Source organism: Enterobacter sp. ODB01 (genome assembly GCF_001623605.1).
In the GTDB taxonomy this organism is placed as follows: Bacteria; Pseudomonadota; Gammaproteobacteria; order Enterobacterales; family Enterobacteriaceae; genus Enterobacter; species Enterobacter kobei.
This window is the reverse complement of sequence record NZ_CP015227.1, coordinates 2,487,794-2,513,290: the sequence shown is the minus strand read 5'-3', so window position 1 is coordinate 2,513,290 and position 25,497 is coordinate 2,487,794. Positions and strand designations below refer to the sequence as shown.

Below are 25,497 nucleotides of genomic sequence, written 5' to 3'. Positions count from 1 at the left end.
TGCGGCAAGGCGCGTCTGGAGCGGTTCTCCTTAATTTTACTGCACAAAATTCGTTCTAAAAATGTTAAATAATAGGTATACGGAACTTTTTTTTTCATATGCCTGACAGACTTCACACTTGTAAGTTTTCAGCTACGTTGTAGACTTTACATCGCCAGGGGTGCTCGGCCTAAGCCGAAGATATCGGTAGATTTATATTTGACCACGCCCCCCGGTGAAGGATTTAACCGTGATTCTCTACTTGAGACATTCATGGCGAATTTTGGATGATAACGAGGCGCAAAAAATGAAAAAGACAGCTATCGCGATTGCAGTGGCACTGGCTGGCTTCGCTACCGTAGCGCAGGCCGCTCCGAAAGATAATACCTGGTATGCAGGTGGTAAACTGGGCTGGTCTCAGTTCCACGACACCGGCTGGTACAACAGCAGCCTGAACAATGATGGCCCTACTCACGAGAGCCAGCTTGGTGCAGGTGCGTTCGGTGGCTATCAGGTTAACCCGTATGTTGGTTTTGAAATGGGTTACGACTGGTTAGGTCGTATGCCATACAAAGGCGACAACGTTAATGGCGCTTTTAAAGCTCAAGGCGTACAGCTGACCGCTAAACTGGGTTACCCAGTAACTGACGATCTGGACGTGTACACCCGTCTGGGTGGTATGGTATGGCGCGCTGACTCCAGCAACAGCATCGCTGGCGACGACCATGACACCGGTGTTTCCCCAGTATTCGCTGGTGGCGTTGAGTGGGCTATGACCCGTGACATCGCTACCCGTCTGGAATACCAGTGGGTTAACAACATCGGCGACGGTGCTACCGTTGGCGTTCGTCCAGACAACGGCATGCTGAGCGTAGGTGTTTCCTACCGTTTCGGCCAGCAGGAAGATGCAGCACCAGTTGTTGCTCCAGCGCCGGCTCCAGCTCCAGAAGTACAGACCAAGCACTTCACTCTGAAGTCTGACGTTCTGTTCAACTTCAACAAAGCGACTCTGAAACCAGAAGGCCAGCAGGCACTGGATCAGCTGTACACCCAGTTGAGCAACCTGGATCCTAAAGACGGTTCCGTAGTGGTTCTGGGCTTCACCGACCGTATCGGTTCTGACGCTTACAACCAGAAACTGTCTGAGAAACGTGCTCAGTCTGTTGTTGATTACCTGATCTCTAAAGGTATCCCAGCTAACAAGATCTCCCCACGTGGTATGGGCGAATCTAACCCAGTTACTGGCAACACCTGTGACAACGTGAAAGCTCGCGCTGCACTGATCGACTGCCTGGCTCCAGATCGTCGCGTAGAGATCGAAGTTAAAGGCGTTAAAGACGTTGTAACTCAGCCAGCGGCATAAGTTATCGTCTTATAAAAAAACCCCGCAATGCGGGGTTTTTTATTGTCTGAAGAAAAACACAAATCTACTTTTTGCCCAGCAACGCCTGAAGGTCGTTTTTTAGCGACGACATTTGGTTAGCATACTTCTCTTTATGTTCGGCATCCTCAATCAACTGCACGATGGTTTCCGACAGCGTTTTACCACGCCGTTGCGCCAGCCCAGCCAGACGCTGCCAGACCACGAACTCCAGATCGATTGATTTTTTACGCGTGTGCTGATGCTCAGCATTAAAATGCCGTTTGCGTCGCGCGCGGATCGTTTGCTTCATCCGGTTTAACAACGCGGGATTGATGTGTTTCTCAATCCAGCCGTTAACCTGTACCGGTTCATTCTCGAGGGTCAGCAAAATATCCACGGCTTCTTGTGCAGCGCTGGCTTCGATGTAGCAGGTGATCAGCTCCCCTTCACGGTGCTTTTTGACCAGGTACTTCCATTTCCAGCCGCTTTCGAGATTTTCCAGTTGTTGATATTTCATTGCGATCTCAGTGTTACCACGTAACTCTGTTCAGAATATCAGTTTTTTGGCAATCTGCTGAAAAGAAATCATATCCTGTGAGTCAATGCAGCCATTCCCGCTGTCGAAATACCCAATCCTGCTTGGGTAGATCCCCCCGCTTACGGTATACTCCACGCTTTTACATCTGACTAAAAAACATCAACTTTGACGATTACGAAACTTGCATGGCGTGACCTTGTTCCGGATACCGAGAGCTATCAGGACCTGTTTTCACAGCCCGAACTCGCAACAGAACATCCATTCATCCTTAGCGATACGCAACCCCGTTTGCATTATGCGCTGGAGCAGGCGTTAAGCCCATGGGCGACATCGCCCTTCATGCTGCTGAAAGCCCCCGAAGAGGCGGAATATCTGACGCTTCTCGGGGACGCTATGCGCCAGTTGCGCCCGGAAGCGAACGCGGTCTTTGGCGGCCAGTATCGTATCGCGGGAGATAAGATCGCCTTCGAACCGGCGGACCAGGCCGATGACCGTTTTGCAGCGACAGGTGAAGTCATTACCGCTAACTGGGTCGAGGCTGAACAACTCTTTGGCTGTCTGCGTCAGTTCAACGGTGAGCTTTCACTGCAACCGGGTCTGGTACATCGCGCAAACGGCGGCGTGCTGATCATCTCTCTGCGCACTCTGCTCTCGCAGCCGCTGCTGTGGATGCGCCTGAAAACGATTGTGACCCAGCAACGCTTTGACTGGGTCGGTTACGATGAGTCTCGTCCTCTGCCGGTCTCCGTGCCTTCAATGCCGCTGTCGCTGACCGTCGTGCTGACGGGCGATCGTGAATCGCTGGCTGACTTCCAGGAAATGGAGCCGGAACTGGCTGAGCTGGCGGTTTACAGCGAATACGAAGACAACATCCAGGTAGCCGATGCTGATGACATGGCGCAGTGGTGTCAGTGGGTGCTGGCCGTTGCGGAACGCTTTGCATTGCCAATGCCTGCCGCTGACGCGTGGCCGGGTTTGATCCGCGAAGCGGTTCGTTATACCGGTGACCAGGAAACCCTGCCGCTCAGTCCACTCTGGATAGGCAAGCAGCTGCGTGAAGTGGGTGTGATCAGCGGTAAAGGTGCGTTTACTGGCGAACAGCTCACGCAGATGCTGGCGCAGCGTGAGTGGCGCGAAGGCTATCTTGCTGACCGTATGCAGGATGAAATTCTGCTGGAACAAATTCTGGTCGAGACCGAAGGTGAACGCGTCGGCCAGATTAACGCCCTGTCCGTGATTGAATTCCCTGGCCACCCGCGCGCGTTCGGGGAACCCTCACGCATCAGTTGTGTTGTGCATGTTGGCGATGGCGAGTTCACCGATATTGAACGCAAAGCCGAGCTGGGTGGCAACATTCACGCCAAAGGCATGATGATCATGCAGGCGTTTTTGATGTCTGAGCTGCAGCTTGAGCAGCAAATCCCCTTCTCCGCCTCGCTGACGTTTGAACAATCCTATAGCGAAGTGGATGGCGATAGCGCCTCTATGGCGGAGCTCTGCGCCTTGATCAGCGCCCTGGCAGACGTGCCGATCAACCAGAACCTCGCGATCACCGGTTCGGTCGATCAGTTCGGTCGTGCTCAGCCTGTTGGCGGTCTGAACGAAAAAATTGAAGGCTTCTTCTCTATCTGTCAGCAGCGTGGTTTAAACGGCAAACAGGGTGTGATTATTCCAGCACCCAATGTACGCCATTTAAGCCTTAGCCAGGCTATTCTGGACGCGGTTGAGCAGGAACAATTCGCCATCTGGGCCATCGAAGGGATTGAGGATGCACTACCCTTACTGACAAACCTGGTATGGGATGGCGAGGGGCAGACGACCCTGATGCAGACCATTCAGGAGCGAATTGCTCAGGCGACACAGCAAGATGCTCGCCACCGTTATCCATGGCCGTTACGCTGGCTGGGCTGGTTTAATTCAAACTGATCGGACTTGTTCAGCGTACACGTGTTAGCTATCCTGCGTCCTTCACTAAAATAAGGCTTACTGAGAACATGGTAGATAAACGCGAATCCTATACAAAAGAAGATCTTCTTGCCTCTGGTCGCGGTGAACTGTTTGGCGCGAAAGGCCCACAGTTACCGGCCCCGAACATGCTGATGATGGACCGTGTCGTGAAAATGACCGAAACCGGCGGCAACTTCGATAAGGGTTACGTAGAAGCAGAACTCGATATCAACCCGGACCTGTGGTTCTTCGGTTGCCACTTCATTGGCGATCCGGTAATGCCTGGCTGCCTGGGCCTGGATGCCATGTGGCAGCTGGTTGGCTTCTATCTGGGCTGGCTGGGTGGTGAAGGCAAAGGCCGCGCACTGGGCGTGGGCGAAGTGAAATTCACCGGCCAGGTTCTGCCTACAGCGAAGAAAGTGACCTATCGTATTCACTTCAAGCGCATTGTTAACCGTCGCCTGATTATGGGCCTGGCGGATGGCGAAGTGCTGGTAGATGGTCGTCTGATCTATACCGCGAACGACCTGAAAGTTGGCCTGTTCCAGGACACTTCCGCATTCTGATTTTGCGTTAAGCCCTCCCTGAAAGGCGAAACCTCCGCAGTGCGGAGGTTTCTTTCTTTAAAGAGACGTTATCAGGCAATGAGTGCCCTGTCGCCGATGGCTTCTCGCCAGCCTCCAAGCCATTGTGACCTTTGATTTATCGTCTGATAAGGACACATTTCTTTAGAACGTCCAGCGATGCCGGCCTGATAACCACGTTGATGAGCCCGTTCCAGGCGATCTCGTTTCTGTCTCTTCATGCCTCGTTTCCCTCATTCTTTTGTCTGGTGGAAAGAAAACAGTGTCTGCACTAAATGTACAGGCACAGATAACGAATACCCCGAATTCATTGCAGCGTCAATGTTCAAAATTCATACGGGTGTCATATTTGTGAGCTAGCCAGAAGATCATTTGTACAAAAAGTGTGACCCGGCACAAGTAACAACCTGAAGCCAAAACGAAAAAAAAACCGCAATCAGCGACAGGCTAACTGCGGTTTTTGATGATGAATTTTACTTATGGCAGCCGGGAAATCTCCCTGGCGATACTGGCTGACTCCTGCGCCCAACCCTGAGCAAGGACTTTCACCATTTCATCATAGCCATCTTTCTGCTGCTTCAGTTCCAGATGGAAAGGACGTTTAATCAGCTGTCCCTGATGATTCAGCAGCCACTCTCCGCTGATGATAACGGCACCGTCATACCGACCATGGAAGCCCGTTACCGTGACGTTCAGCGTATCCTGATCGCTACCCAGTGGCTGGGAAGCGACAACCCAGCCCGGAAGCTGGCTGCTCAGATTTGCCACCAGCGTATTGCGCAACTGCTGATCCAGCGGGCTGGCCCACAGATTATTGTTGGCGATGGTGTACTGTACATCGCTGGTCTGGTAGACCACCCCGTTGCCGGCCAGGTAGTCCGGCACGGCAACTTGCTCAACCCACAGCAGACGGTTGCCTTGCGAAGCGGTACTCTGGGTACCTGCCTGCGCCATCAGCGGTAGCTGATAGTAGCTTTTCGTTTCACTTCCTGAGCTACAGGCCGTGAGTACCATCGCTCCTACAATCGCTAGCCATTTTTTCATTGTTTCGCCCTCTTCGGCTCAGGATCCTTTTTATCTTTCGCTTCAAACACCAGCGCGTTGCTCTTCTCGTTGAGCGTTTTCAGAACCGGCTGCAGTTCGCGCAAGACCTGATCAAGACGCTGCATATCTGCCACCATCTTGTTGTACGCCGCCGAGCCTGGCTGGAAGCCCTGCATACTGCGGTTCAGCTCGCGCAGCGTTTTCTGCATATCCTGCGGCAACTGCTGCATGCTCTGGCTTGCAGTGAGCTTATTGATGTTATCCAGCGTGGTTTGCAGGCGTTGCATCGTCGCCTGGCTCTGATGTAACGAACCTGTCGCGGCTTCAATCATTGGGTTCAGCGGCAGATTGTTAATCTTATCCAGCGTTTCCATCAGACGCTGCTGGATCTGAGCCAGTCCGCTGCTCACGGTTGGGATGATTTTATAACCACCGAATTCACGAATGCCGGTAATCGGCGGTGCTTTCTGATAGAAATCCATATCCACATACAGCGCGCCGGTCACCAGGTTGCCGGTCTTCAACGACCCGCGCAGACCACGTTCCATCAGTTGAGAGATATGCGTGGCAATATCCTGGTTCTCGCCAATCTGGTTGATCAGACGTTCTGGTTCGATACGAATCAGCACCGGAATGCGGTAATCATCATCCAGGACCTGCTGCAGACCAGGCACAAAGAACGGTACTTGCCCAACCGTACCGAGACGAATGCCGCGGAACTCAACCGGCGCCCCCGGCTGCAGGCCACGAACGGAGTCTTTAAAGAACATCAGGAAGTCAACGTGATCGGTGTAGAGCGCATCCTGAATGCTTTTTTGATCGTCAAACAGGCGGAAAGCAGTGTTCTCCGCAACCGGCTGCCCCAGATCCAGACCTTCCGGCACGTCAAAACTTACGCCACCGCCAAACAGCGTTGTCAGGGAGCCCATTTCAACTCGCATGCCTGCCGAGGTCAGATCGACCGCGATGCCGCTGTCTTTCCAGAAACGGACATTGCTGGTGACCAGACGATCGTTAGGTGCATTGATGAACAGCTGATAGCTGATGGACCTTTTCTGTGGGTCAAACGTGCTTTTCTCAACCGAACCCACACGATAACCGCGGAACAACACCGGATCGCCCGCCGTGAGCTGACCCGCTTTTTTACTGTCTAAAATCACGCGGATACCTTTTGCATCCGGCGGAGCTAGCGGCGGTGAATCCAGAAGCTGATATTGCCCCGGCTGGTTACCTTTTGTTCCCGGCTGGAGTTCAATATAGGCACCTGAAAGCAGCGTTCCTAAGCCGCTGATCCCTTCACGCCCCACCTGCGGTTTAACCACCCAGAAAACAGAATCGCCATGCAGTAGTTTTTCCATGCCGGCATTCAGGCGCGCCTTGATCTCCACATGGGTTAAATCGTCGGTCAGGGTTGCGCTTTCCACCACGCCCACATCCACGCTGCGGCTTTTGATGGTCGTTTTACCGCCCTCAATCCCCTCGGCATTGGTGGTAATCAGCGTCACTTCCGGTCCCTGATGGCTGTAATGATAAAACAGGATCCAGGCACCGATCAGCGCCGTCACGATGGGGAAAATCCACACCGGTGACCAGTTTTTGACCTTCTGCACTTTCGCCTCTCCACTCTTATTTTCCATGCTCTTACTCTTCCTCATGGCTTGATTCAGGCTCACGATCCCACGATAAACGAGGGTCGAAGGTCATGGCCGCAAACATGGTCATAATCACGACCAGCGCAAACATTAAAGCCCCCATCGCGGGATAAATACTCATCAAACCGCCCATCCGCACCAGCGCAGAGAGAACGGCAATCACAAACACGTCGATCATTGACCAGCGACCAACAAACTCGACCACCTCATAAATCAGATGCATGCGTTCGCTGTCGCGCTTTCCGTGACCTTTTGCATCCCAACAGAGCCAGGCAATGGCGATCATTTTTAAGGTGGGTACCATAATACTGGCGATGAAAATCACGCCGGCGACCGGGTAGGATCCTTCGCCCCAGAGCAGGATCACCCCCGCGAGGATCGTCGAGGGCATTTTGTCGCCAAGCAGGTCGGTGATCATAATCGGCAGAATATTGGCGGGCAGATACAGCATGACGGATGTCACCAGCAGCGCCATTGTCCACTGCAGGCTGTTCTTGCGACGGACGTGGCCTTTCGTTTCGCAGCGCGGACACACGTCGAGATCGGCGGGCAGCACGGCGGTACAGCACGGGCAGGAACGCAGCCCCTGGCGGATACCCGGCACACCGACCTTCACCGTCTGTGCAAGCGTCGGTGCAGGAGCGATATCGTCCCACGCCCAGCGCCTGTCCACGCACTGGAAGGCGCGCAGCTGCAGGACGCAATACAGGCACCAGGGCACAAAGCTACTGCCAATCCCGACATCGCCATACGCCATCAGCTTCACGAAACTGACCAGTATCCCGGCCAGAAAGATCTCAGCCATCCCCCAGCTTTTGAGCTGGAAAAGGACACGCGCGAGCCGGATTTTCAGTGATGTCGGCATCCTGACGCGGTTGACCAGCAGAAGAATGACCACCAGGCAAAACGCCGGGACTATCTGGACAAACAGCAGAAAAAAGGTGCCGAGGCTGGCGTAATCTTCCGAGAACATCACGCCCGGGATTTCAAGCAGATCCACCTGGCTTGTCATCCCCCCCACCTTCATATAGATGAAGGGGAAGAGATTGGAGAGCAGCAGCATAAATAATGCCGCCAGTGCGTAAGCAGTGGGACGCTGCCTTGGCGCGTCCCACTCGGTCGTCAGCGTTGCGCCGCAACGTGGACACAGGGCTTTATGTCCGTGACCCAGCTCTGGCAACGCCACGAGCATATCGCATTGCGAGCATAATATATGCCTGTCGGCATGGTGCTGGTCACACATATGTTATCCCTGTTTATGCGCCGTTCTTCAGAGACTCAAGGTACTCCCAGCGCTCAAATGCTTCTTCCAGGGCTTTTTCAGCCGCGGACAGTTCAGCCAATACTTTCTGAGTATAGTCATGCGACTGGGTAAAGAATGAGGCATCAGCAACCTGTGCCTGAAGATCTTCAAGCGCCGCCTCCAGCTCTTCCAGACGCTGAGGAAGCCCCTCCAGTTCGCGCTGCAGGTTATAGCTTAGTTTAGCCGAGCTTTTCTTGACTGTTTCTGCTTTTGTTACAGCAGGTTCAGCACTTGTTTTGGACTTTGACTGTTTTTGCGCCAGAGACTGTGACTGTTGCCCTTTTGCATCGTGGTACCCGCCCACATACTGTCCAATTCGCCCTTCCCCTTCGAAGATCCAGCACTCGGTAACGGTATTATCAACGAACTGACGATCGTGGCTGACCAGCATCACGGTTCCCTGGTACCCGTCGATCAGCTCTTCCAGCAATTCCAGCGTTTCGACATCCAGATCGTTCGTCGGTTCATCGAGGATCAGCAGGTTGCTTGGCTTCAGGAACAGACGTGCCAGCAACAGGCGGTTACGTTCCCCGCCGGACAGGGCGCGAACCGGCGTCATCGCACGTTTCGGATGGAACAGGAAGTCCTGCAGGTAGCCCAGCACATGGCGCGGCTTACCGTTTACCATGACCTCCTGCTTACCTTCAGCGAGGTTATCCATTACCGTGCGGTCCGGATCCAGCTCCGCGCGGTGCTGGTCGAAGTAGGCCACTTCAAGTTTGGTGCCGCAGTGAATACGGCCGCTGTCAGCCTGCAACTGGCTCAGCATCAGCTTCAGTAATGTGGTTTTGCCGCAGCCGTTGGGGCCAATCAGCGCAATTTTGTCGCCGCGCTGGACCTGAGCAGAGAAATCTTTTACCAGCACTTTGCCGTCAACCTGATAGTTAACGTTTTCCATTTCGAAGACAATCTTGCCGGAGCGGGATGCCTCTTCAACCTGCATTTTGGCGCTGCCCATCACTTCGCGGCGTTCGCTGCGCTCGCGGCGCATCGCTTTCAGGGCACGCACACGGCCTTCGTTACGGGTGCGGCGGGCTTTGATGCCCTGGCGGATCCAGACCTCTTCCTGCGCCAGTTTGCGGTCAAACTCAGCATTCTGCAGCTCTTCCACGCGCAGGTTTTCTTCTTTCTCCAGCAGATAGGTATCGTAATCGCCAGGATAAGTGACCAGCTTACCGCGGTCGAGATCGACAATACGGGTCGCCATATTGCGAATAAACGAACGGTCGTGCGAGATAAAGATGATGGTGCCGCTGAAGGTTTTCAGGAACCCTTCCAGCCAGTCAATGGCTTCGATATCCAGGTGGTTCGTCGGTTCGTCCAGCAGCAGCACTTTCGGCCCGCTGACCAGCGCGCGGCCCAGAGCCGCTTTACGCAGCCAGCCGCCGGAGAGCGCAGACAGCTCCATATCCGCTTCCAGACCAAGCTGTGCCAGCACTTCATTAATGCGGTTTTCAAGCTGCCACAGGCCGTGGTGATCGAGCATCTCCTGCACTTTTGCGAGCTCATTGAGATTCTTGTCGCTCGGGTCGGTCATGACCAGATGCGAAATCTCGTGATAGCGCTTCAGGTATTCGGCCTGCTCAGAGATCCCCTCCGCCACGAAGTCGTACACGCTGCCGGTGACATGGCGCGGCGGGTCCTGCTGGAGGCGGGAGACAATCAGATCCTGCTCGTACACGATGCGGCCGTCATCCAGCCCCTGCTCGCGGTTGAGGATTTTCATCAGCGTGGATTTACCCGCGCCGTTACGGCCAACCAGACAGACGCGTTCGTTATCTTCGATATGCAGCTCTGCATTATCGAGAAGCGGTGAGTCACTGAAAGAGAGCCACGCGCCGTGCATACTAATTAAAGACATTTATTATTCCTTTCAGACCGCGGTAATCAACCAGCAGTTATGGATTTGACGGTTACGGGCGAAGTCCTGAGACAGCGTTTTTTGGCTAATTTCTTGTGCTTTCAGTCCCAGGGCTGCTAAACCGTTGTGATCCATACGGAAGCCGCGTTTGTTGTTCGAGAACATAATGGTGCCGCCTTTACGCAACAGGCGCTTCAGGTCGGTCATCAGGCGCAGGTGGTCGCGTTGAACGTCAAAGCTATCCTCCATGCGCTTAGAGTTGGAGAAGGTCGGCGGATCGATAAAGATCAGGTCGAACTGTTCATCAGTATCACGCAGCCAGCCCAGCACGTCGGCCTGCATCAGGCGATGCTGGCGCCCGGTTAAACCGTTCAGACGCAGGTTACGCTCGGCCCACTCCAGGTAGGTACGCGACATATCCACGGTAGTGGTGCTGCGCGCGCCGCCGAGGCCGGCATGCACACTCGCGCTACCGGTATAGGAGAACAGGTTGAGGAAATCTTTCCCCTTGCTCATCTGGCCGAGCATACGGCGGGCGATACGGTGGTCAAGGAACAGACCGGTATCGAGATAGTCGGTCAGGTTAACCCACAGGCGGGCGTTATATTCGCCCACTTCAATGTAGTCACCCTTCTCGCCCATCTTCTGGTACTGGTTTTTGCCCTTCTGACGCTCGCGGGTTTTCAGCACCAGCTTGTTCGGCGCAATGCCCAGCACGGCGATGGTGGCCGCAATCACGTCCAGCATACGCTGGCGCGCTTTTTGTGCATCAATGGTTTTTGGCGGAGCATATTCCTGAATGACAACCCAGTCGGCGTAGCGATCAACCGCCACGTTGTACTCCGGCAGGTCGGCATCGTACAGGCGGTAACATTCAATCCCTTCCTGCTTCGCCCACTTCTCGAATTTCTTCAGGTTCTTGCGCAGACGGTTGGCGTAATCTTCCGCCACGCCGGTTGGCTTACTGTCCGCCGCTTTTTCTGCCAGATGGTAGTTTTTCTGCACACAGTCCAGCGGACCGTTTTTTGCTTTAAACTGACGATCGGCGCGCAGTTGCAGACAGCTCAACAGCTCCGGCGACGCGCTGAACAGAGACAGATTCCAGCCGCCAAAATAGTCTTTCATATTGCGGCCCAGCAGGCTGTGCAGGGCGATCAGCGCCGGTTCGCTGTCCAGACGCTCACCGTATGGCGGGTTACTGATGACGGTACCGTACGGGCCTTTCGGCAGCGGGTTGGTCAGGTTCGCGACATCTTTCACGTCGAAGGTGACCAGCTCACCGATACCCGCTCGACGGGCGTTGCTTCGCGCACGTTCAATCACGCGCGGGTCGCTGTCCGAACCATAGAAATGCGAGGTGTACTCTGCCAGGCCTTTACGCGCACGGCTCTGCGCGTCATCTTTGACCTCTTTCCAGAGGGCTTCATCATGCTGCGCCCAGCCTTTAAAGCCCCAGTGACCGCGGTGCAGCCCTGGCGCACGGTCGGTAGCCAGCATTGCGGCTTCAATCAGCAGCGTACCGGAACCACACATCGGATCGAGCAGCGGTGTGCCCGGCTGCCAGCCGGAGCGCATCACAATGGCTGCGGCAAGGGTTTCTTTGATCGGCGCCATCCCGGTGCGATCGCGATAGCCACGTAAATGCAGACCCGCGCCGCTCAGATCGAGAGAAATGCTCGCCGTGTCGCCGTTCAGCCAGACGTTGATACGCAGGTCCGGATTTTCGCGATCGACATTAGGGCGTTCCTTATTCTTGCGGGTGAAGCAGTCCACAATGGCGTCTTTCACGCGCAGCGCACCGTACTGACTGTTGCGGATCTCATCGTTCACGCCGTTGAAATGCACCGCAAAGGTGGCATTTGGGGTGAAGATCTCTGTCCAGTCGATCATCTGTACGCCGGTATAGAGGTCAAGGTCGCTATAGACCTTGCACTCCTTCATCGGCAGCATGATGCGCGACGCCAGACGGCTCCACATCAGGCTCTGGTAAATAAGCCGCGTGTCGCCCTCAAAATGGACACCACCCTGAACTACCTGGCACTCTTGCGCACCCAGGGCTTCCAGTTCAGTTTTTAACAGCTCTTCCAGCCCACGGGCCGTACTGGCAAACAGAGAATTCATATCGTCACTTTTACTCTTAGAAAATTGTCGCGCATTATAGCTAATATGGCGTGTATGTCATAAAGTTGAAGGCTTATTTTCATTTGCGGGAGTATGCAGTGGCGACGTTATCCAGGCTTTTTATTCATCCGGTGAAATCCATGCGCGGCATTGGCGTTTCTCACGCACTGGCAGACATGAGCGGATTTGCCTTCGATCGTATTTTTATGGTCACCGAGCCTGACGGTACGTTCATCACCGCGCGCCAGTTCCCGCAGATGGTTCGCTTTACCCCTTCCCCGCTTCATGACGGATTGCATTTGACCGCGCCGGACGGTTCCAGCACGGTGATTCGCTTTGCTGATTTTGCGCCCGTCGACGCGCCAACGGAAGTCTGGGGTAACCATTTTACCGCGCGCATCGCCCCGGAAGAGATTAACCGCTGGCTAAGCGGCTTCTTTTCCCGCGACGTGCAGCTGCGCTGGGTGGGGCCTGAACTGACGCGCCGCGTGAAGCGCCACGATGCCGTTCCGCTCTCCTTCGCCGACGGCTTCCCGTTCCTGCTGACCAACGAGGCGTCGCTGCGTGATTTACAAAACCGCTGTAAAGCCAGCGTGCAGATGGAGCAGTTCCGTCCGAACCTGGTGGTAACCGGTGCCGATGCGTGGGAAGAAGACACCTGGAAAACGATCCGCATTGGTAGCGTCATCTTTGATGTCGTCAAGCCGTGCAGCCGCTGTATCTTTACTACCGTGAGTCCGGAAAAAGGGCAAAAGCACCCCTCTGGCGAACCGCTGAAAACGCTGCAATCGTTCCGCACCGCCCAGGATAACGGCGATGTCGATTTCGGCCAGAACCTGATCCCCCGCTCCAGCGGTGTGATCCGCGTGGGCGATGAGGTCGAAATCCTCGCCCGCGGGCCTGCGAGAGTGTACGGTGCCGGTCAGGAAGGAGAAAGCGTTGAAGTTGAGACGAACGTCGCCTCTGCCGTGGATATTCACTGGCAGGGCAAAATTATTCGTGGCAACAATCAGCAGGTGCTGCTGGAGCAACTGGAACAGGCCGGTATTCGCGTACCGTATTCTTGTCGTGCGGGAATCTGCGGATGCTGTCGCATCAAGCTGGTAGAGGGAGAAGTGACAGCGCTGAAGAAATCGGCAGTGGGAAACGACGGCACAATTCTGTGCTGTAGCTGCGTACCGAAAACATCCGTACAGCTGGAAGCTTAAACCGCCTGTTCGAGGCTGAAGGAATCGACACGCACCTGTGGCTTCAGCCTGTCATTCATGACTTTGATCGCATCCCCTAACTGCATTACACGCCCGGCAATCGTCACGCCGGGTTGTGCCAGCAGACAAAGCGCAGCATTTTCGCCCGGCTCCACCACTAACAAACTCACCTCTTCGGCGGTATCGCTCAGATTGACGCTGGCCGCATCACCCGTTGCTGGCGTCCAGTTCATGTCGTGCGGCAGGAAATGCCAGCTTTTCGGCATTTGCGGTTTCAGGAAACGAATCGCCACCAGCGCATTTAATACCAGCTCGGCACGCTGCTCTTTAGAGAGCACCAGATCGCGACATTTTTCTTCAAAGGAGAAATAAAGTGCAGCATCGTCAACGCAAAAGCCCGAGGGTGAAAACGCGTCCGGGGTTAACATTCGGCGGGCAAAACGAGAACGAAACAACATGCCATTGGCTAAATCGAGCATCATACGATCGTGCTCGTCGCAAAAATACCAGCGCCAGTTATCGTCAGGTTTAATTCGCATGTTTCTCTCCCGTCCCCAAACGTCCTGTACTAAAAATGTCCTGATTGTCGCTTCGTTTATAACATCATTAATAAAAGACCAGAATGTCTAAATAAGCAACAGTGACGGAATATAAAACAACCAGGGCTGGAAATAAAGCCCTGGTTGTCTGATTAAGAGAAAAGATTAGATATGCGTAACGATTTCTTTAATCAGCGGCGGTCCTTTAAAAATAAAGCCGGAATAGATTTGCACCAGCGATGCCCCTGCCGCCATCTTCTCGCGCGCAGCAATGACCGAATCGATACCGCCGACACCAATAATCGGCAAACGCCCTTTTAATTCTGCAGACAGAGCACGAATAATTTCGGTGCTTTTTAATTGTACCGGACGGCCACTTAACCCACCCGCTTCGTCACAGTTTTTCATTCCCTGAACGAGGGAGCGATCGAGCGTCGTATTGGTCGCAATAACACCATCAATATTATGGCGAACTAAACTGTCGGCAACCTGGATCAATTCTTCAGGCGAAAGATCCGGCGCGATCTTCACCGCGACCGGAACATATTTATGGTGGATCGCCTGCAGTTCATTTTGTTTATTTTTAATGGCGCTGAGAAGATCGTCCAGCGCTTCGCCATATTGTAAAGAACGCAGGCCCGGGGTATTCGGCGATGAAATATTCACCGCGATGTAACCGGCATAGGCGTAGACTTTTTCCATACAAATCAGATAGTCATCTTTACCTTGCTCAACCGGCGTGTCTTTATTTTTACCGATATTAATGCCCAGCACCCCATCGAAATGGGCTTTTTTCACGTTCTCGACCAGGTGATCAACGCCGAGATTATTAAAGCCCATGCGGTTGATCAGCCCTTCGGCTTCCACCAGGCGGAACAAACGCGGCTTATCATTTCCCGGCTGTGGACGCGGGGTAACGGTACCGATTTCAATGGAGCCAAAGCCCATTGCGCCCAGGGCATCAATGCACTCACCGTTTTTGTCCAGACCGGCCGCCAGACCCAGCGGGTTTTTAAAAGTCAGACCCATGCACTGCACAGGTTTTTCCGGCACATTCTGGCGCACCAGAGCCGCCAGAGGCGTTCCGGTAATGCGACGTAATTGCTGGAATGTCAATTCATGAGCGCGCTCAGGGTCGAGCTGGAAAAGGGCTTTACGAACGAAGGGGTAGTACATGAACTCTCCTGGATTCCCGGTGTGCAAACCGGGAGGGGATTATGGGCGATCCCGCTGCGAAAAGGAATTGACCTGCGGCAAAAAAAACAGCGTAAAACGCAAACGTTTACCTCCCGGTCTCTTTCTTATGCACTTTTTCGCATTTTAATTGCAGATAAATCATTTAGTGGAATAACCGCGCGGTGTCACACTCCTGAAAATTGTTATGAATGTTAGATAAAAGCAAACAATTGGTTATAAGGAGGAAGTATGCGCGTCATTACCCTGGCCGGAAGTCCACGATTCCCTTCGCGTTCCAGCGCCCTGCTGGAATATGCCCGTGAAAAGCTCAATGCGCTGGATGTGGAAGTGTGCCACTGGAATCTGCATAACTTCGAACCCGAAGATTTGCTGTACGCCCGTTTCGACAGCCCTGCGCTGAAAACCCTCACAGAGCAACTGAAAGAGGCAGACGGTTTAATCGTGGCGACACCGATCTATAAAGCTTCTTTTTCTGGCGCACTGAAAACCCTGCTCGATCTACTGCCGGAGCGCGCGCTGGACGGCAAAGTGGTGCTGCCGCTGGCAACGGGCGGAACGGTTGCCCATTTACTGGCGGTGGATTATGCCCTGAAACCGGTCCTGAATGCCCTGAAAGCACAAGAGATTCTCCATGGGGTTTTCGCGGACGATTCGCAGGTCATTGATTATCAACACAAGCCGCACTTTACGCCGAATCCGCAAACGCGCCTCGATGCTGCGCTGGAAACCTTCTGGCACGCGCTGCATCGCCGGGATATCCAGGCACCTGCGTTTGGCCAGCCTCAAGGAGTCGCACATGTTTAAAACCTTAACCCGCCTCGGGCTGGCTGGCCTGATGGCCTTGACCGGGCTGGCTCAGGCCGCAGAAACAGCGCCGGACAGTTTACGCATTGGCTATCAGAAAGGCAGCGTTAGTATGGTGCTGGCAAAAAGTCACCAGCTTCTGGAAAAACGCTTCCCGGACACCAAATTTGCCTGGATCGAGTTTCCTGCCGGCCCTCAGATGCTGGAAGCCTTAAACGTAGGCAGTATCGATCTTGGCAGCACAGGCGATATTCCGCCGATATTCGCCCAGGCTGCGGGGGCGGACCTCGTTTATGTCGGCGTTGAACCGCCGAAACCGAAGGCCGAAGTCATTCTGGTGCCTGAAAATAGCGAGATTAAAAGCGTTGCCGATCTAAAAGGTCATAAGGTCGCTTTTCAGAAAGGCTCCAGTTCACACAACCTGCTGCTGCGCGCTTTACAGGAGGCCGGGCTGAAATTCACGGACATTCAGCCTGTTTACCTGACCCCAGCCGATGCACGTGCCGCGTTCCAGCAGAAGAATGTTGATGCCTGGGCTATCTGGGATCCGTACTACTCCGCAGCATTACTGCAAGGAGGCGTGCGTGTGCTGAAGGATGGCACGACGCTGAAACAGACCGGCTCGTTCTACCTTGCCGCGCGTCCTTACGCGGAAAAGAATGGCGCATTTATTCAGAGCGTACTGGATACCTTTACGCAGGCCGACACGCTGACCCAAAGCCAGCGTCAGGAAAGTATTGCGCTGCTGGCGAAAACCATGGGCTTACCTGAACCGGTGATTGCGAGTTACCTCAGCCACCGTCCGCCGACCACCATTTCACCCGTGGATGCGCACGTCGCCGCGCTACAGCAACAAACCGCTGACCTCTTCTATCAAAACCGCCTGGTGCCAAAACAGGTCGATATTCGCGAACGCATCTGGCAACCCGCAGGCAAAGAAGGAGCTAAATCATGAGTCTGAATCTTTTCTGGTTTTTACCTACCCACGGAGATGGCCACTATCTTGGCACTGAAGAGGGTTCCCGCCCGGTTGACCATGGCTACCTGCAGCAGATTGCACAGGCGGCGGACCGCATCGGTTTCACCGGCGTGCTGATCCCAACCGGGCGTTCATGTGAAGATGCCTGGCTGGTCGCCGCGTCGATGATACCGGTCACCCAGCGTCTGAAGTTCCTGGTTGCGTTACGTCCAGGCGTGGTCTCCCCCACCGTGGCAGCGCGTCAGGCGGCAACGCTGGACAGACTCTCCAACGGCCGTGCCCTGTTTAACCTGGTGACGGGCAGCGATCCGCAGGAACTGGCAGGCGATGGCGTGTTCCTCGACCACACCGAGCGCTATGAGGCTTCTGCCGAGTTCACCCGCGTCTGGCGGCGCCTGCTTGAAGGTGAAACCGTCACCTTCGAAGGCAAGCATATCCACGTTCGCGACGCGAAACTCTATTTTCCGCCGGTACAACAGCCACGCCCGCCGCTCTATTTCGGCGGGTCGTCGGATGTAGCCCAGGATCTGGCTGCCGAGCAGGTCGATCTGTATCTGACCTGGGGCGAACCGCCTGAGCTGGTGAAAGAGAAAATTGCCCAGGTGCGCGCTAAAGCGGCCGCCCATGGCCGCAAGGTGCGCTTCGGTATTCGTCTGCACGTGATTGTTCGCGAAACCACTGAAGAGGCCTGGCGGGCGGCAGACCGTCTGATATCCCATCTGGACGATGAGACCATCGCAAAGGCGCAGGCCGCGTTTGCCAAAACCGACTCCGTCGGACAGCACCGAATGGCATCCCTGCACAACGGCAAGCGCGAGAAGCTGGAGATCAGCCCGAACCTGTGGGCAGGCGTTGGCCTGGTGCGCGGCGGTGCGGGCACGGCGCTGGTCGGGGACGGCCCGACCGTGGCAGCGCGGATTAATGAATACGCGGACCTCGGTATCGACAGCTTTATTCTCTCCGGTTATCCGCACCTGGAGGAGGCCTACAAAGTGGGCGAGCTGTTATTCCCGCATCTGGATGTGGCCATCCCGGAAATACCGCAGCCACAGCAGCTTCAGCTGCAGGGAGAAGCGGTGGCAAACGAATTTATCCCTCGAAAAGCCGCGCAAAGCTAAGGAGTGACCATGTCTGCCACCTCACAAAAATGGCTGCTGCGCGCCGCGCCGTGGTTTTTACCCGTCGGCATTGTGGCTCTCTGGCAGCTCGCATCATCCACCGGCTGGCTGTCGAGCCGTATTCTGCCCTCTCCTGAGGGCGTTGTAGAAGCGTTCTGGTCGCTGAGCGTCAGCGGTGAGCTGTGGCAGCATCTGGCGATCAGTTCCTGGCGCGCGGTGATTGGGTTCTCTATTGGCGGCAGCATCGGGCTGGTGCTGGGGTTGATCAGCGGTCTTTCCCGCTGGGGTGAGCGGCTGCTGGATACCTCCATTCAGATGTTGCGTAACGTGCCGCATCTGGCGCTGATCCCGCTGGTCATTCTGTGGTTTGGGATTGATGAGAGCGCGAAGATCTTCCTCGTGGCGCTGGGCACGCTGTTCCCGATTTACATTAATACCTGGCACGGCATCCGCAATATCGATCGCGGCCTGGTGGAGATGGCGCGAAGCTATGGCTTGTCGGGTTTTTCGCTCTTTCTACACGTGATCCTGCCGGGCGCCCTGCCCTCCATCATGGTCGGGGTGCGTTTTGCCCTCGGCCTGATGTGGCTGACGCTGATTGTCGCGGAAACCATTTCGGCTAACTCTGGCATCGGCTACCTGGCGATGAACGCCCGCGAGTTCCTGCAAACGGACGTCGTGGTGGTTGCCATTATCCTTTATGCCCTGCTCGGCAAACTGGCCGACGTCAGCGCCCAGTGGCTGGAACGCAGCTGGCTACGCTGGAACCCGGCGTATACCCTTCAGGAGGCGAAAGCATGAATACGGCACGACTGAATCAGGGGACACCGTTACTGCTAAACGGCGTGACCAAACGCTACGGCGAAAACACCATTCTTAACGCGCTGGATCTGCATATTCCCGCCGGGCAGTTTGTGGCCATTGTCGGGCGCAGCGGCGGCGGCAAGAGTACGCTGCTGCGCCTTCTGGCCGGACTGGAATCCCCCAACGGCGGCGACATTCTGGCAGGGACAACGCCGCTGGCCACTATTCAGGACGATACCCGCATGATGTTTCAGGATGCGCGACTGCTGCCCTGGAAGACGGTGATTGATAACGTCGGGCTGGGGCTCAAAGGACACTGGCGGGATGAAGCCCGTCAGGCGCTGGCCGCCGTCGGACTGGAAAACCGCGCCGGTGAATGGCCTGCTGCGCTGTCGGGTGGGCAGAAGCAGCGCGTGGCGCTGGCACGGGCGTTGATTCATCGTCCGGGCCTGCTGTTGCTTGATGAGCCGCTCGGCGCGCTCGACGCCTTAACGCGGATCGAAATGCAGGATCTGATTGAATCCCTGTGGCAGACGCATGGATTCACGGTTCTGCTGGTCACGCATGACGTCAGCGAAGCCGTGGCGATGGCCGACCGGGTGCTGTTAATAGAAGACGGAAAAATTGGTCTGGATCTGACGGTGGATCTTCCACGTCCTCGTCGTGTCGGTTCGGCAAGACTGGCGGAACTGGAGGCAGAAGTGCTGGATCGGGTGATGAAGCGCGGGGGAACGGAGTTACAGCGAGTTAAGGCTAATGCCTGATGCCCTCACCCCGGCCCTCTCCCACAGGGAGAGGGAGAAAACACAAAAAACGGCAACCTGGGTTGCCGTTTTGCTTTTACCTGCCCACCGGGCTTTTTTACATCACGCTAAGGCTTTCGCGATCTTCTCGTACAAATCGCCGGACAGGTTTTCCAGCCCTTTCAGCTGTTCAAGCGCGGCACGCATTTTCGCCTGACGCTTCGCATCGTAGCGTTTCAGACGGATCAGCGGCTCAATCAGACGCGACGCCACCTGCGGGTTACGGCTGTTCAGTTCGGTCAGCATTTCCACCATGAACTGATAACCGCTGCCGTCCTCCGCGTGGAACGCGGCCGGGTTGCTGCTGGCAAACGCACCAATCAGGGAACGCACGCGGTTCGGGTTACTCATGGTGAACGAACGGTGCTTCAGCAGGCTGCGGACTTTGCTGAGCGCATCGGCCGCCGGGCTGGTCGCCTGCAGAATGAACCATTTGTCCATCACCAGACCATCCTGGTGCCACTTGTCGTCGTACTCCTGCATCAGCGCATCGCGGCACGGCAGTTCAGCGGCAACGCTCGCCGCCAGCGCGGCCAGCGCGTCGGTCATATTGTCCGCTTTATGATACTGCGTGCTCACCAGCGTGTTCGCCAGCTCGGTTTCACCAAACGCCAGATAACGCAGGCAGGTGTTACGCAGAGAACGTTTACCAATGTCCGCGTGCTCAACGCGATAAGCATCAAGCTTATTGGTGTTATAGATGGCGAGGAATTCGTCCGCCAGTTCAGCAGCCAGCGTGCGGGTCAGCGCTTCACGCACGGCCACGATGGCAATCGGGTCAATGATGTCAAACAGCTCGGCAATTTCAGTTGCCGACGGCAGGGTCAGAATTTCAGCCGCCAGCGCCGGATCAATAGATTCATCCAGCAGGATCGCACGGAACGCGTCTGCTACATGCACCGGCAGCGTCAGCGGCTGGCCCTGCTGGTAACGGTTCACGTTCAGCTTGATGTAGGTCGCCAGCAGACTCTGCGCGGCATCCCAGCGGGAGAAATCGTTGCGGGCGTGACGCATCAGGAACGTCAGCTGCTGATCGCTCCACTTGTACTCCAGCTTCACCGGGGCGGAGAATTCGCACAGCAGCGCAGGCACCGGCTGGAAATAGACGTTATCGAAGATAAAGGTCTGCTCTGCCTGGGTTACGTTCAGTACGTGGTGTACCGGGTGACCGCCCTTCTGCAGCGGGATCACTTTGCCTTCGTTGTCATACAGCTCAATGCTGAACGGAATGTGCAGCGGATGTTTTTCTTCCTGCTCGGCGGTTGGCGGCGTGCGCTGGCTGATGGTCAGGGTGTATTGCTCGGTTTCCGGGTTGTAGTCGTCTTTAACGGTGACAATCGGCGTCCCGGCCTGGCTGTACCAGCGGCGGAAGTGAGAGAGATCCACGTTAGAAGCATCTTCCATCGCCTGCACAAAATCGTCACAGGTCGCCGCGCTGCCGTCATGACGCTCAAAATAGAGTTGCATCCCTTTCTGGAAGTTCTCTTCGCCCAGCAGGGTGTGGATCATACGGATAATTTCAGCGCCCTTCTCATACACCGTCAGGGTGTAGAAGTTGTTCATCTCAATGACTTTATCCGGACGGATTGGGTGCGCCATTGGGCTGGCATCTTCCGCAAACTGCAGGCCGCGCATAGTGCGGACGTTGTTGATACGGTTTACCGCACGAGAGCCCAGATCGGAGCTGAACTCCTGATCGCGGAAGACGGTCAGTCCCTCTTTCAGGCTCAGCTGGAACCAGTCACGGCAGGTGACGCGGTTACCGGTCCAGTTATGGAAATACTCGTGGCCGATGACGCGTTCGATATCAAGGTAGTCTTTATCGGTAGCGGTGTCGGTACGTGCCAGTACGTATTTGGAGTTAAAGATGTTGAGACCTTTATTCTCCATCGCGCCCATGTTAAAGAAATCGACGGCGACGATCATATAGATGTCGAGGTCGTATTCGAGGCCGAAACGTTCTTCGTCCCACTTCATGGAGTTGATGAGCGAGGTCATCGCCCACGGTGCGCGGTCAAGGTTGCCACGGTCAACAAACAGCTCCAGCGCCACTTCACGCCCGGAGCGAGTTTTGAACGTATCGCGCAGCACATCAAAATCACCCGCCACCAGCGCAAAGAGGTAGCACGGTTTCGGGAACGGATCCTGCCACTGCACCCAGTGACGACCATTTTCCAGTTCGCCCTCACCGACGCGGTTACCGTTGGAGAGCAGGAACGGATAAAGCGTTTTATCGGCGATGATTTTCGTCGTGAAGCGCGCCAGGACGTCCGGGCGGTCCAGGTACCAGGTGATATGGCGGAAACCTTCGGCTTCACACTGGGTACACAGAGCCACGCCTGACTGGTAAAGCCCTTCCAGCGCCGTGTTGGCTGAAGGGCTGATTTCATTCACGATGCGCAGCGTAAAGCGTTCCGGCAGGTTGTCGATGACCAGCTGGTTGCCTTCTTCTTTATACTCTGACCAGGGTTCATCATTAATATGCAGGGAGACCAGCGTCAGGTCTTCGCCATCGAGACGCAGCGGCACGGCAGTCGCACTGTGGCGCGTCACCTGACTCACCGCCGTCACGACGGTTTTTGTGGCATCCAGGTCAAACGTCAGGTCGATATCGCTAATCAGGTATTCCGGCGCACGGTAGTCGTGGCGGTATTTGGCTTGTGGCTGTTGTGTCATAGAAAACCTTATGCATCGTTTGTCGAGTAACGTTTCAATATATTCCTGTTGCGCAAAACGCGCTATGCAGAATGTTCATCTTTTCAGGCAGAAACACCTTTTTCGCTACATTTGTATAATATGAACTCATAATTTTTAAAATCGATAAAGATCGTCCAGGAGCGCATTAAACAAGGGATGGGCGAGATCGAGGAAATGCATGATTAACGAACTTTAACGAACTTCACAGACCACTTTTGCCCCATCCATGCCCCACGCATAATTTTAGTCAGCGCCAGACCACATCAGCCCTGTAGGGCTAATCGATAACAAACACGCCAGCAGTATGTTCCCCAAAATTTAAAAACAAGTTGTTCATGCCTTGACAGATAAAACCGCCAAAGCAAAAATACTGTATATTCAAACAGTGATTAGCGGAGCATTTATGTTCGTAGAACTGGTTTATGACAAGCGTAATGTTGAGGGGCTAGAAGGGGCCAGAGAAATCATACTGGCAGAGCTGACGAAGCGGGTGCATCAGATTTTCCCTGATGCCGAAGTGAAGGTGAAGCCGATGCAGGCAAACGGCCTGAATAGCGACGCCAGCAAAAGCGATCGGGAAAAACTGAACCGCATGCTGGAGGAGATGTTTGAAGATTCTGACATGTGGCTGACCTCTGAGTCTCCTACTGTTCGCCAGGTTGGGCTTTAACTATCTATCGTGTAATATTCCCCACGTTTGCTCGGGCATGAACACTGAGCAACCAGCCGCCGCCCGTTCTTTCTTAAGATGGGCGGCGGTTTTCTTAGCGAAGCCGTTTCAATATGCTGTCTTCAGGTATATCAAGCTCCCCCCCGTTTCAGCTCATCAACCTGTTCACGAAGTTCAACTACCATTGCATTAAGTGCCTTTATGGCTGCCAGGGCATCCATCATCAGTGGGTTAAGGTCAAGCGTCATTTTCCCTACGCCCTCAGCAGAGTGAACATATTGCTTGTCGATTTGTTCGATCTGCTGAGCAATTACGCCACGGCGCTCTGTCTGCTCATCATCATCAAGATAGTAGAATCGCTTAAACTCCATTTGACAGATATTTTCAAGAGAATCAGCAACATCGAGATCGCCGTTGACGTGTTTAAAATTAATATCTGATGTTCCAACAGACTGCATCTGTGTCCATGGAATGGTGGACGAAGATGTATTCATAGCAGATGCGCTAAGGTTCCGGACAAAAAGATTCCCGGATGCTCCTGTAAATATTTGCTGCCGGCGCGTTGGGTCATACCCGCATACAATACCTGATCCAGCTTGCGGCGCCCAGGCAGTACCAGAGCCATCAATGCCATAAAACCCTGATTCGGTACTTCCTAAAACGTTAACAGTTGGAGTTCCGAAACCAAAATATCCAACTCCTAAGACATTACCAGTATTAGGGCCAACATCCTTAGTGGCGGCATTTCCCAAACCGAGGTTTGTGCGAGCGTCAGCAGCATTCTTTGCACCTGTACCGCCCTGGCTGATACTGAGCGCGGTAGTCAGGCCGCTTAGGCTGGTTATATCGCTGTTAGCCCCTTTCTTCGCCAGTGATTTCTGGCCCGGTACGGTAACGGCCACACCGTTAATCGTGATAGTGACGTCTGTAGTACCGTTCATCACATCAGCGAAACCGCTCATGTAACGCTGGTACATAGTGAAGGTTTCAGCGATGTCCTGCGCCAGACCGTCAACGCTCAGGCTGTCGCTCAGCAAAATGGAATACTTCGTTCCCGCCGGTATTGCAGGACTTGCCGCAGGAGTCACTGTGAGACTTGTTGCCCCGCCGATAACGGTGATCTGGAAAACCTGCGCCGGGCTGGTCAGCGCGATGACGGTACAGCCGTTACGAATCAGCGAGCCAGCTGCAGTGAAGTTTGTTCCCGTACCTGTAAGGGTATTTCCGCTAATGGCAATAGTGCCAGTGGTATAAATCATATTATCTCCAGACAATAAAAAACCCCGCCGGAGCGAGGTTGATTTGAATAGAAAGTTAATTCAGACGTACATATCAGGCAAGACGGGAAGGCTGAGCGGAGTAATCGTGTTATTACCGAATATGGCATACTGCTCGCGTCCAAGGTATTTCCCGCCCTGAACTGAAGCGCTACCGTTCTGTATCTTTATTCCGAACATCCGATACACGTACATGCCATTTACCATATGAATCATCAGACCAAATCTGCCCAGCGGTACATAGCCGCTGCCGATGCTCACGGCACTTGTGGAAGGTGACCAGAGTTGATTGAGGTATACGAAAGGTCGCTTTGTAGTTGAAAACGTACAGGCCCCTTCAGCGTTAAAAATATTGAGGCCAGTACCAGGCTGCGGCGCTACGCCACTGGCGAAGATAACGATGTCTATCGTGCCGGTTGTGGGAGCGTCATCATTAGTTGACGGAGGACTGAAGAATCTTACTGTGTTGCCGTCGAAGTCAATCGTATTACCGCTATTACAGCGTCCGAAAACGATATATTTCGACTTGTCATAACCTGCTATCGTCGGAACCGCCCAGCCCCCGGTTGGAACATTCACAGTACCTTTCCAGATACACTGGCCTGACTGAGTAGCGTTAGTTATAGATGTGAAATCTGAGCTGTCGCTTATGAGCAAGCCCACACCACTACGCTGACCTGTTGGAAATATCTGCCAGAGACTTCCGGGAAATGTGTAAGTGCTATCCCGTTCGCTGATACTGTTATCTTTCATCGTCGAGTTCTGCGTGACTCGGCCACCCGATATGGTGACCGAATTCATTTTATGCAGCAGCCCTGAATCAAGATAAGCCGTCGCGTGTGGTATAAAGAGTACCTGTGCCCCTGAAACATAACCGGCAATATCAGCGTACTTCGCTTTCTGATAGCCACTGTCAAAACTTGCTCCAAATGACGGGCACCGCAGGCCCGCCGTTATCTCCATTCGTTTTCCACCGTCATTAAGTTCTATCAATAATCCTGTCGGCATT

The 25,497-nt window shown here is 54.5% G+C and carries 22 protein-coding genes; 10 read left to right on the top strand and 12 right to left on the bottom strand.

From position 1 onward, the window contains the following. Positions 1-286: 286 nt before the first annotated feature. Positions 287-1,342 (top strand): porin OmpA, encoded by a 1,056-nt coding sequence (ompA, locus tag A4308_RS11950; RefSeq protein ID WP_014883252.1) that lies wholly within the window; start codon positions 287-289, stop codon positions 1,340-1,342. A gap of 64 nt (positions 1,343-1,406) precedes the next feature. Here ompA and matP read toward each other — a convergent pair whose 3' ends face one another. Beyond that, positions 1,407-1,859 (bottom strand): macrodomain Ter protein MatP, encoded by a 453-nt coding sequence (gene matP, locus A4308_RS11945; protein ID WP_023332611.1) that lies wholly within the window; start codon positions 1,857-1,859, stop codon positions 1,407-1,409. 186 nt (positions 1,860-2,045) lie between these two features. Between matP and A4308_RS11940 the strand changes: the two genes are divergently transcribed. Beyond that, entirely contained in the window at positions 2,046-3,806 is a 1,761-nt protein-coding gene (locus A4308_RS11940; RefSeq protein ID WP_014883250.1) for an AAA family ATPase, read from the top strand. A 68-nt stretch (positions 3,807-3,874) separates the two neighbouring features. Next, positions 3,875-4,393: a bifunctional 3-hydroxydecanoyl-ACP dehydratase/trans-2-decenoyl-ACP isomerase gene (fabA, locus tag A4308_RS11935; protein WP_000227926.1), complete on the top strand. Its 519-nt coding sequence runs from the start codon at positions 3,875-3,877 to the stop codon at positions 4,391-4,393. A 71-nt stretch (positions 4,394-4,464) separates the two neighbouring features. On the opposite strand, the gene rmf is transcribed toward fabA, so the two are convergent. The 6 genes from rmf to rlmKL all read right to left on the bottom strand — a co-directional run bounded on the left by rmf (position 4,465) and on the right by rlmKL (position 12,392). After that, entirely contained in the window at positions 4,465-4,632 is a 168-nt protein-coding gene (rmf, locus tag A4308_RS11930) for a ribosome modulation factor (RefSeq protein WP_013097261.1), read from the bottom strand. 256 nt (positions 4,633-4,888) lie between these two features. After that, on the bottom strand, positions 4,889-5,455 hold the full coding sequence (gene pqiC, locus A4308_RS11925) for a membrane integrity-associated transporter subunit PqiC (RefSeq protein ID WP_014883249.1): 567 nt from the start codon (positions 5,453-5,455) through the stop codon (positions 4,889-4,891). Then, positions 5,452-7,092, bottom strand: coding sequence for an intermembrane transport protein PqiB (gene pqiB, locus A4308_RS11920; RefSeq protein ID WP_014883248.1), 1,641 nt, complete (start codon positions 7,090-7,092; stop codon positions 5,452-5,454). The genes pqiC and pqiB overlap by 4 nt, the downstream gene beginning before the upstream one ends. Before the next feature lie 4 nt (positions 7,093-7,096). Further along, a complete protein-coding gene (pqiA, locus tag A4308_RS11915) occupies positions 7,097-8,350 on the bottom strand; it encodes a membrane integrity-associated transporter subunit PqiA (protein ID WP_014883247.1) in 1,254 nt (417 codons plus the stop codon). A gap of 13 nt (positions 8,351-8,363) precedes the next feature. Then, positions 8,364-10,271, bottom strand: a complete 1,908-nt coding sequence (locus tag A4308_RS11910) for an ABC transporter ATP-binding protein (RefSeq protein ID WP_014883246.1) — start codon at positions 10,269-10,271, stop codon at positions 8,364-8,366. A gap of 12 nt (positions 10,272-10,283) precedes the next feature. Continuing rightward, a complete protein-coding gene (gene rlmKL / locus A4308_RS11905; protein ID WP_063308537.1) occupies positions 10,284-12,392 on the bottom strand; it encodes a bifunctional 23S rRNA (guanine(2069)-N(7))-methyltransferase RlmK/23S rRNA (guanine(2445)-N(2))-methyltransferase RlmL in 2,109 nt (702 codons plus the stop codon). 98 nt (positions 12,393-12,490) lie between these two features. On the opposite strand from rlmKL, the gene A4308_RS11900 reads away from it, so the two are divergent. Further along, positions 12,491-13,600: a YcbX family protein gene (locus tag A4308_RS11900; RefSeq protein ID WP_045281286.1), complete on the top strand. Its 1,110-nt coding sequence runs from the start codon at positions 12,491-12,493 to the stop codon at positions 13,598-13,600. On the opposite strand, the gene zapC is transcribed toward A4308_RS11900, so the two are convergent. Both zapC and pyrD read right to left on the bottom strand, forming a co-directional pair. Further along, positions 13,597-14,139 (bottom strand): cell division protein ZapC, encoded by a 543-nt coding sequence (zapC, locus tag A4308_RS11895; RefSeq protein WP_014883243.1) that lies wholly within the window; start codon positions 14,137-14,139, stop codon positions 13,597-13,599. The two genes, A4308_RS11900 and zapC, sit on opposite strands and share 4 nt — an antisense overlap. 165 nt (positions 14,140-14,304) lie before the next feature. After that, on the bottom strand, positions 14,305-15,315 hold the full coding sequence (pyrD, locus tag A4308_RS11890) for a quinone-dependent dihydroorotate dehydrogenase (RefSeq protein WP_014883242.1): 1,011 nt from the start codon (positions 15,313-15,315) through the stop codon (positions 14,305-14,307). Positions 15,316-15,564: 249 nt separating this feature from the next. Between pyrD and ssuE the strand changes: the two genes are divergently transcribed. Genes ssuE through ssuB form a run of 5 tightly spaced genes read left to right on the top strand, consistent with a single transcriptional unit; the run spans position 15,565 to position 19,805 of the window. Beyond that, positions 15,565-16,140, top strand: a complete 576-nt coding sequence (gene ssuE, locus A4308_RS11885) for an NADPH-dependent FMN reductase (protein WP_045281287.1) — start codon at positions 15,565-15,567, stop codon at positions 16,138-16,140. Next, complete coding sequence (locus A4308_RS11880; protein WP_014883240.1) at positions 16,133-17,095, top strand: sulfonate ABC transporter substrate-binding protein; 963 nt, start codon at positions 16,133-16,135, stop codon at positions 17,093-17,095. The genes ssuE and A4308_RS11880 overlap by 8 nt, the downstream gene beginning before the upstream one ends. Further along, complete coding sequence (ssuD, locus tag A4308_RS11875; protein WP_032637061.1) at positions 17,092-18,237, top strand: FMNH2-dependent alkanesulfonate monooxygenase; 1,146 nt, start codon at positions 17,092-17,094, stop codon at positions 18,235-18,237. Before A4308_RS11880 ends, ssuD begins: the two co-directional genes overlap by 4 nt. Before the next feature lie 9 nt (positions 18,238-18,246). Next, on the top strand, positions 18,247-19,038 hold the full coding sequence (gene ssuC, locus A4308_RS11870) for an aliphatic sulfonate ABC transporter permease SsuC (RefSeq protein ID WP_014883238.1): 792 nt from the start codon (positions 18,247-18,249) through the stop codon (positions 19,036-19,038). Continuing rightward, entirely contained in the window at positions 19,035-19,805 is a 771-nt protein-coding gene (gene ssuB / locus A4308_RS11865; protein WP_014883237.1) for an aliphatic sulfonates ABC transporter ATP-binding protein, read from the top strand. The genes ssuC and ssuB overlap by 4 nt, the downstream gene beginning before the upstream one ends. Before the next feature lie 102 nt (positions 19,806-19,907). Here the strand turns inward: ssuB and pepN are convergent, their stop codons facing one another. After that, positions 19,908-22,520, bottom strand: a complete 2,613-nt coding sequence (gene pepN / locus A4308_RS11860) for an aminopeptidase N (RefSeq protein WP_045281288.1) — start codon at positions 22,518-22,520, stop codon at positions 19,908-19,910. 424 nt (positions 22,521-22,944) lie between these two features. On the opposite strand from pepN, the gene A4308_RS11855 reads away from it, so the two are divergent. Next, positions 22,945-23,211: a DinI family protein gene (locus tag A4308_RS11855; protein ID WP_023296458.1), complete on the top strand. Its 267-nt coding sequence runs from the start codon at positions 22,945-22,947 to the stop codon at positions 23,209-23,211. A 131-nt stretch (positions 23,212-23,342) separates the two neighbouring features. On the opposite strand, the gene A4308_RS22765 is transcribed toward A4308_RS11855, so the two are convergent. Together A4308_RS22765 and A4308_RS11845 are read right to left on the bottom strand one after the other, a co-directional pair. Further along, on the bottom strand, positions 23,343-24,470 hold the full coding sequence (locus A4308_RS22765) for a tail fiber domain-containing protein (RefSeq protein ID WP_231867139.1): 1,128 nt from the start codon (positions 24,468-24,470) through the stop codon (positions 23,343-23,345). A 60-nt stretch (positions 24,471-24,530) separates the two neighbouring features. After that, entirely contained in the window at positions 24,531-25,496 is a 966-nt protein-coding gene (locus tag A4308_RS11845) for a DUF6453 family protein (RefSeq protein WP_063308536.1), read from the bottom strand. Position 25,497: the final 1 nt, after the last annotated feature.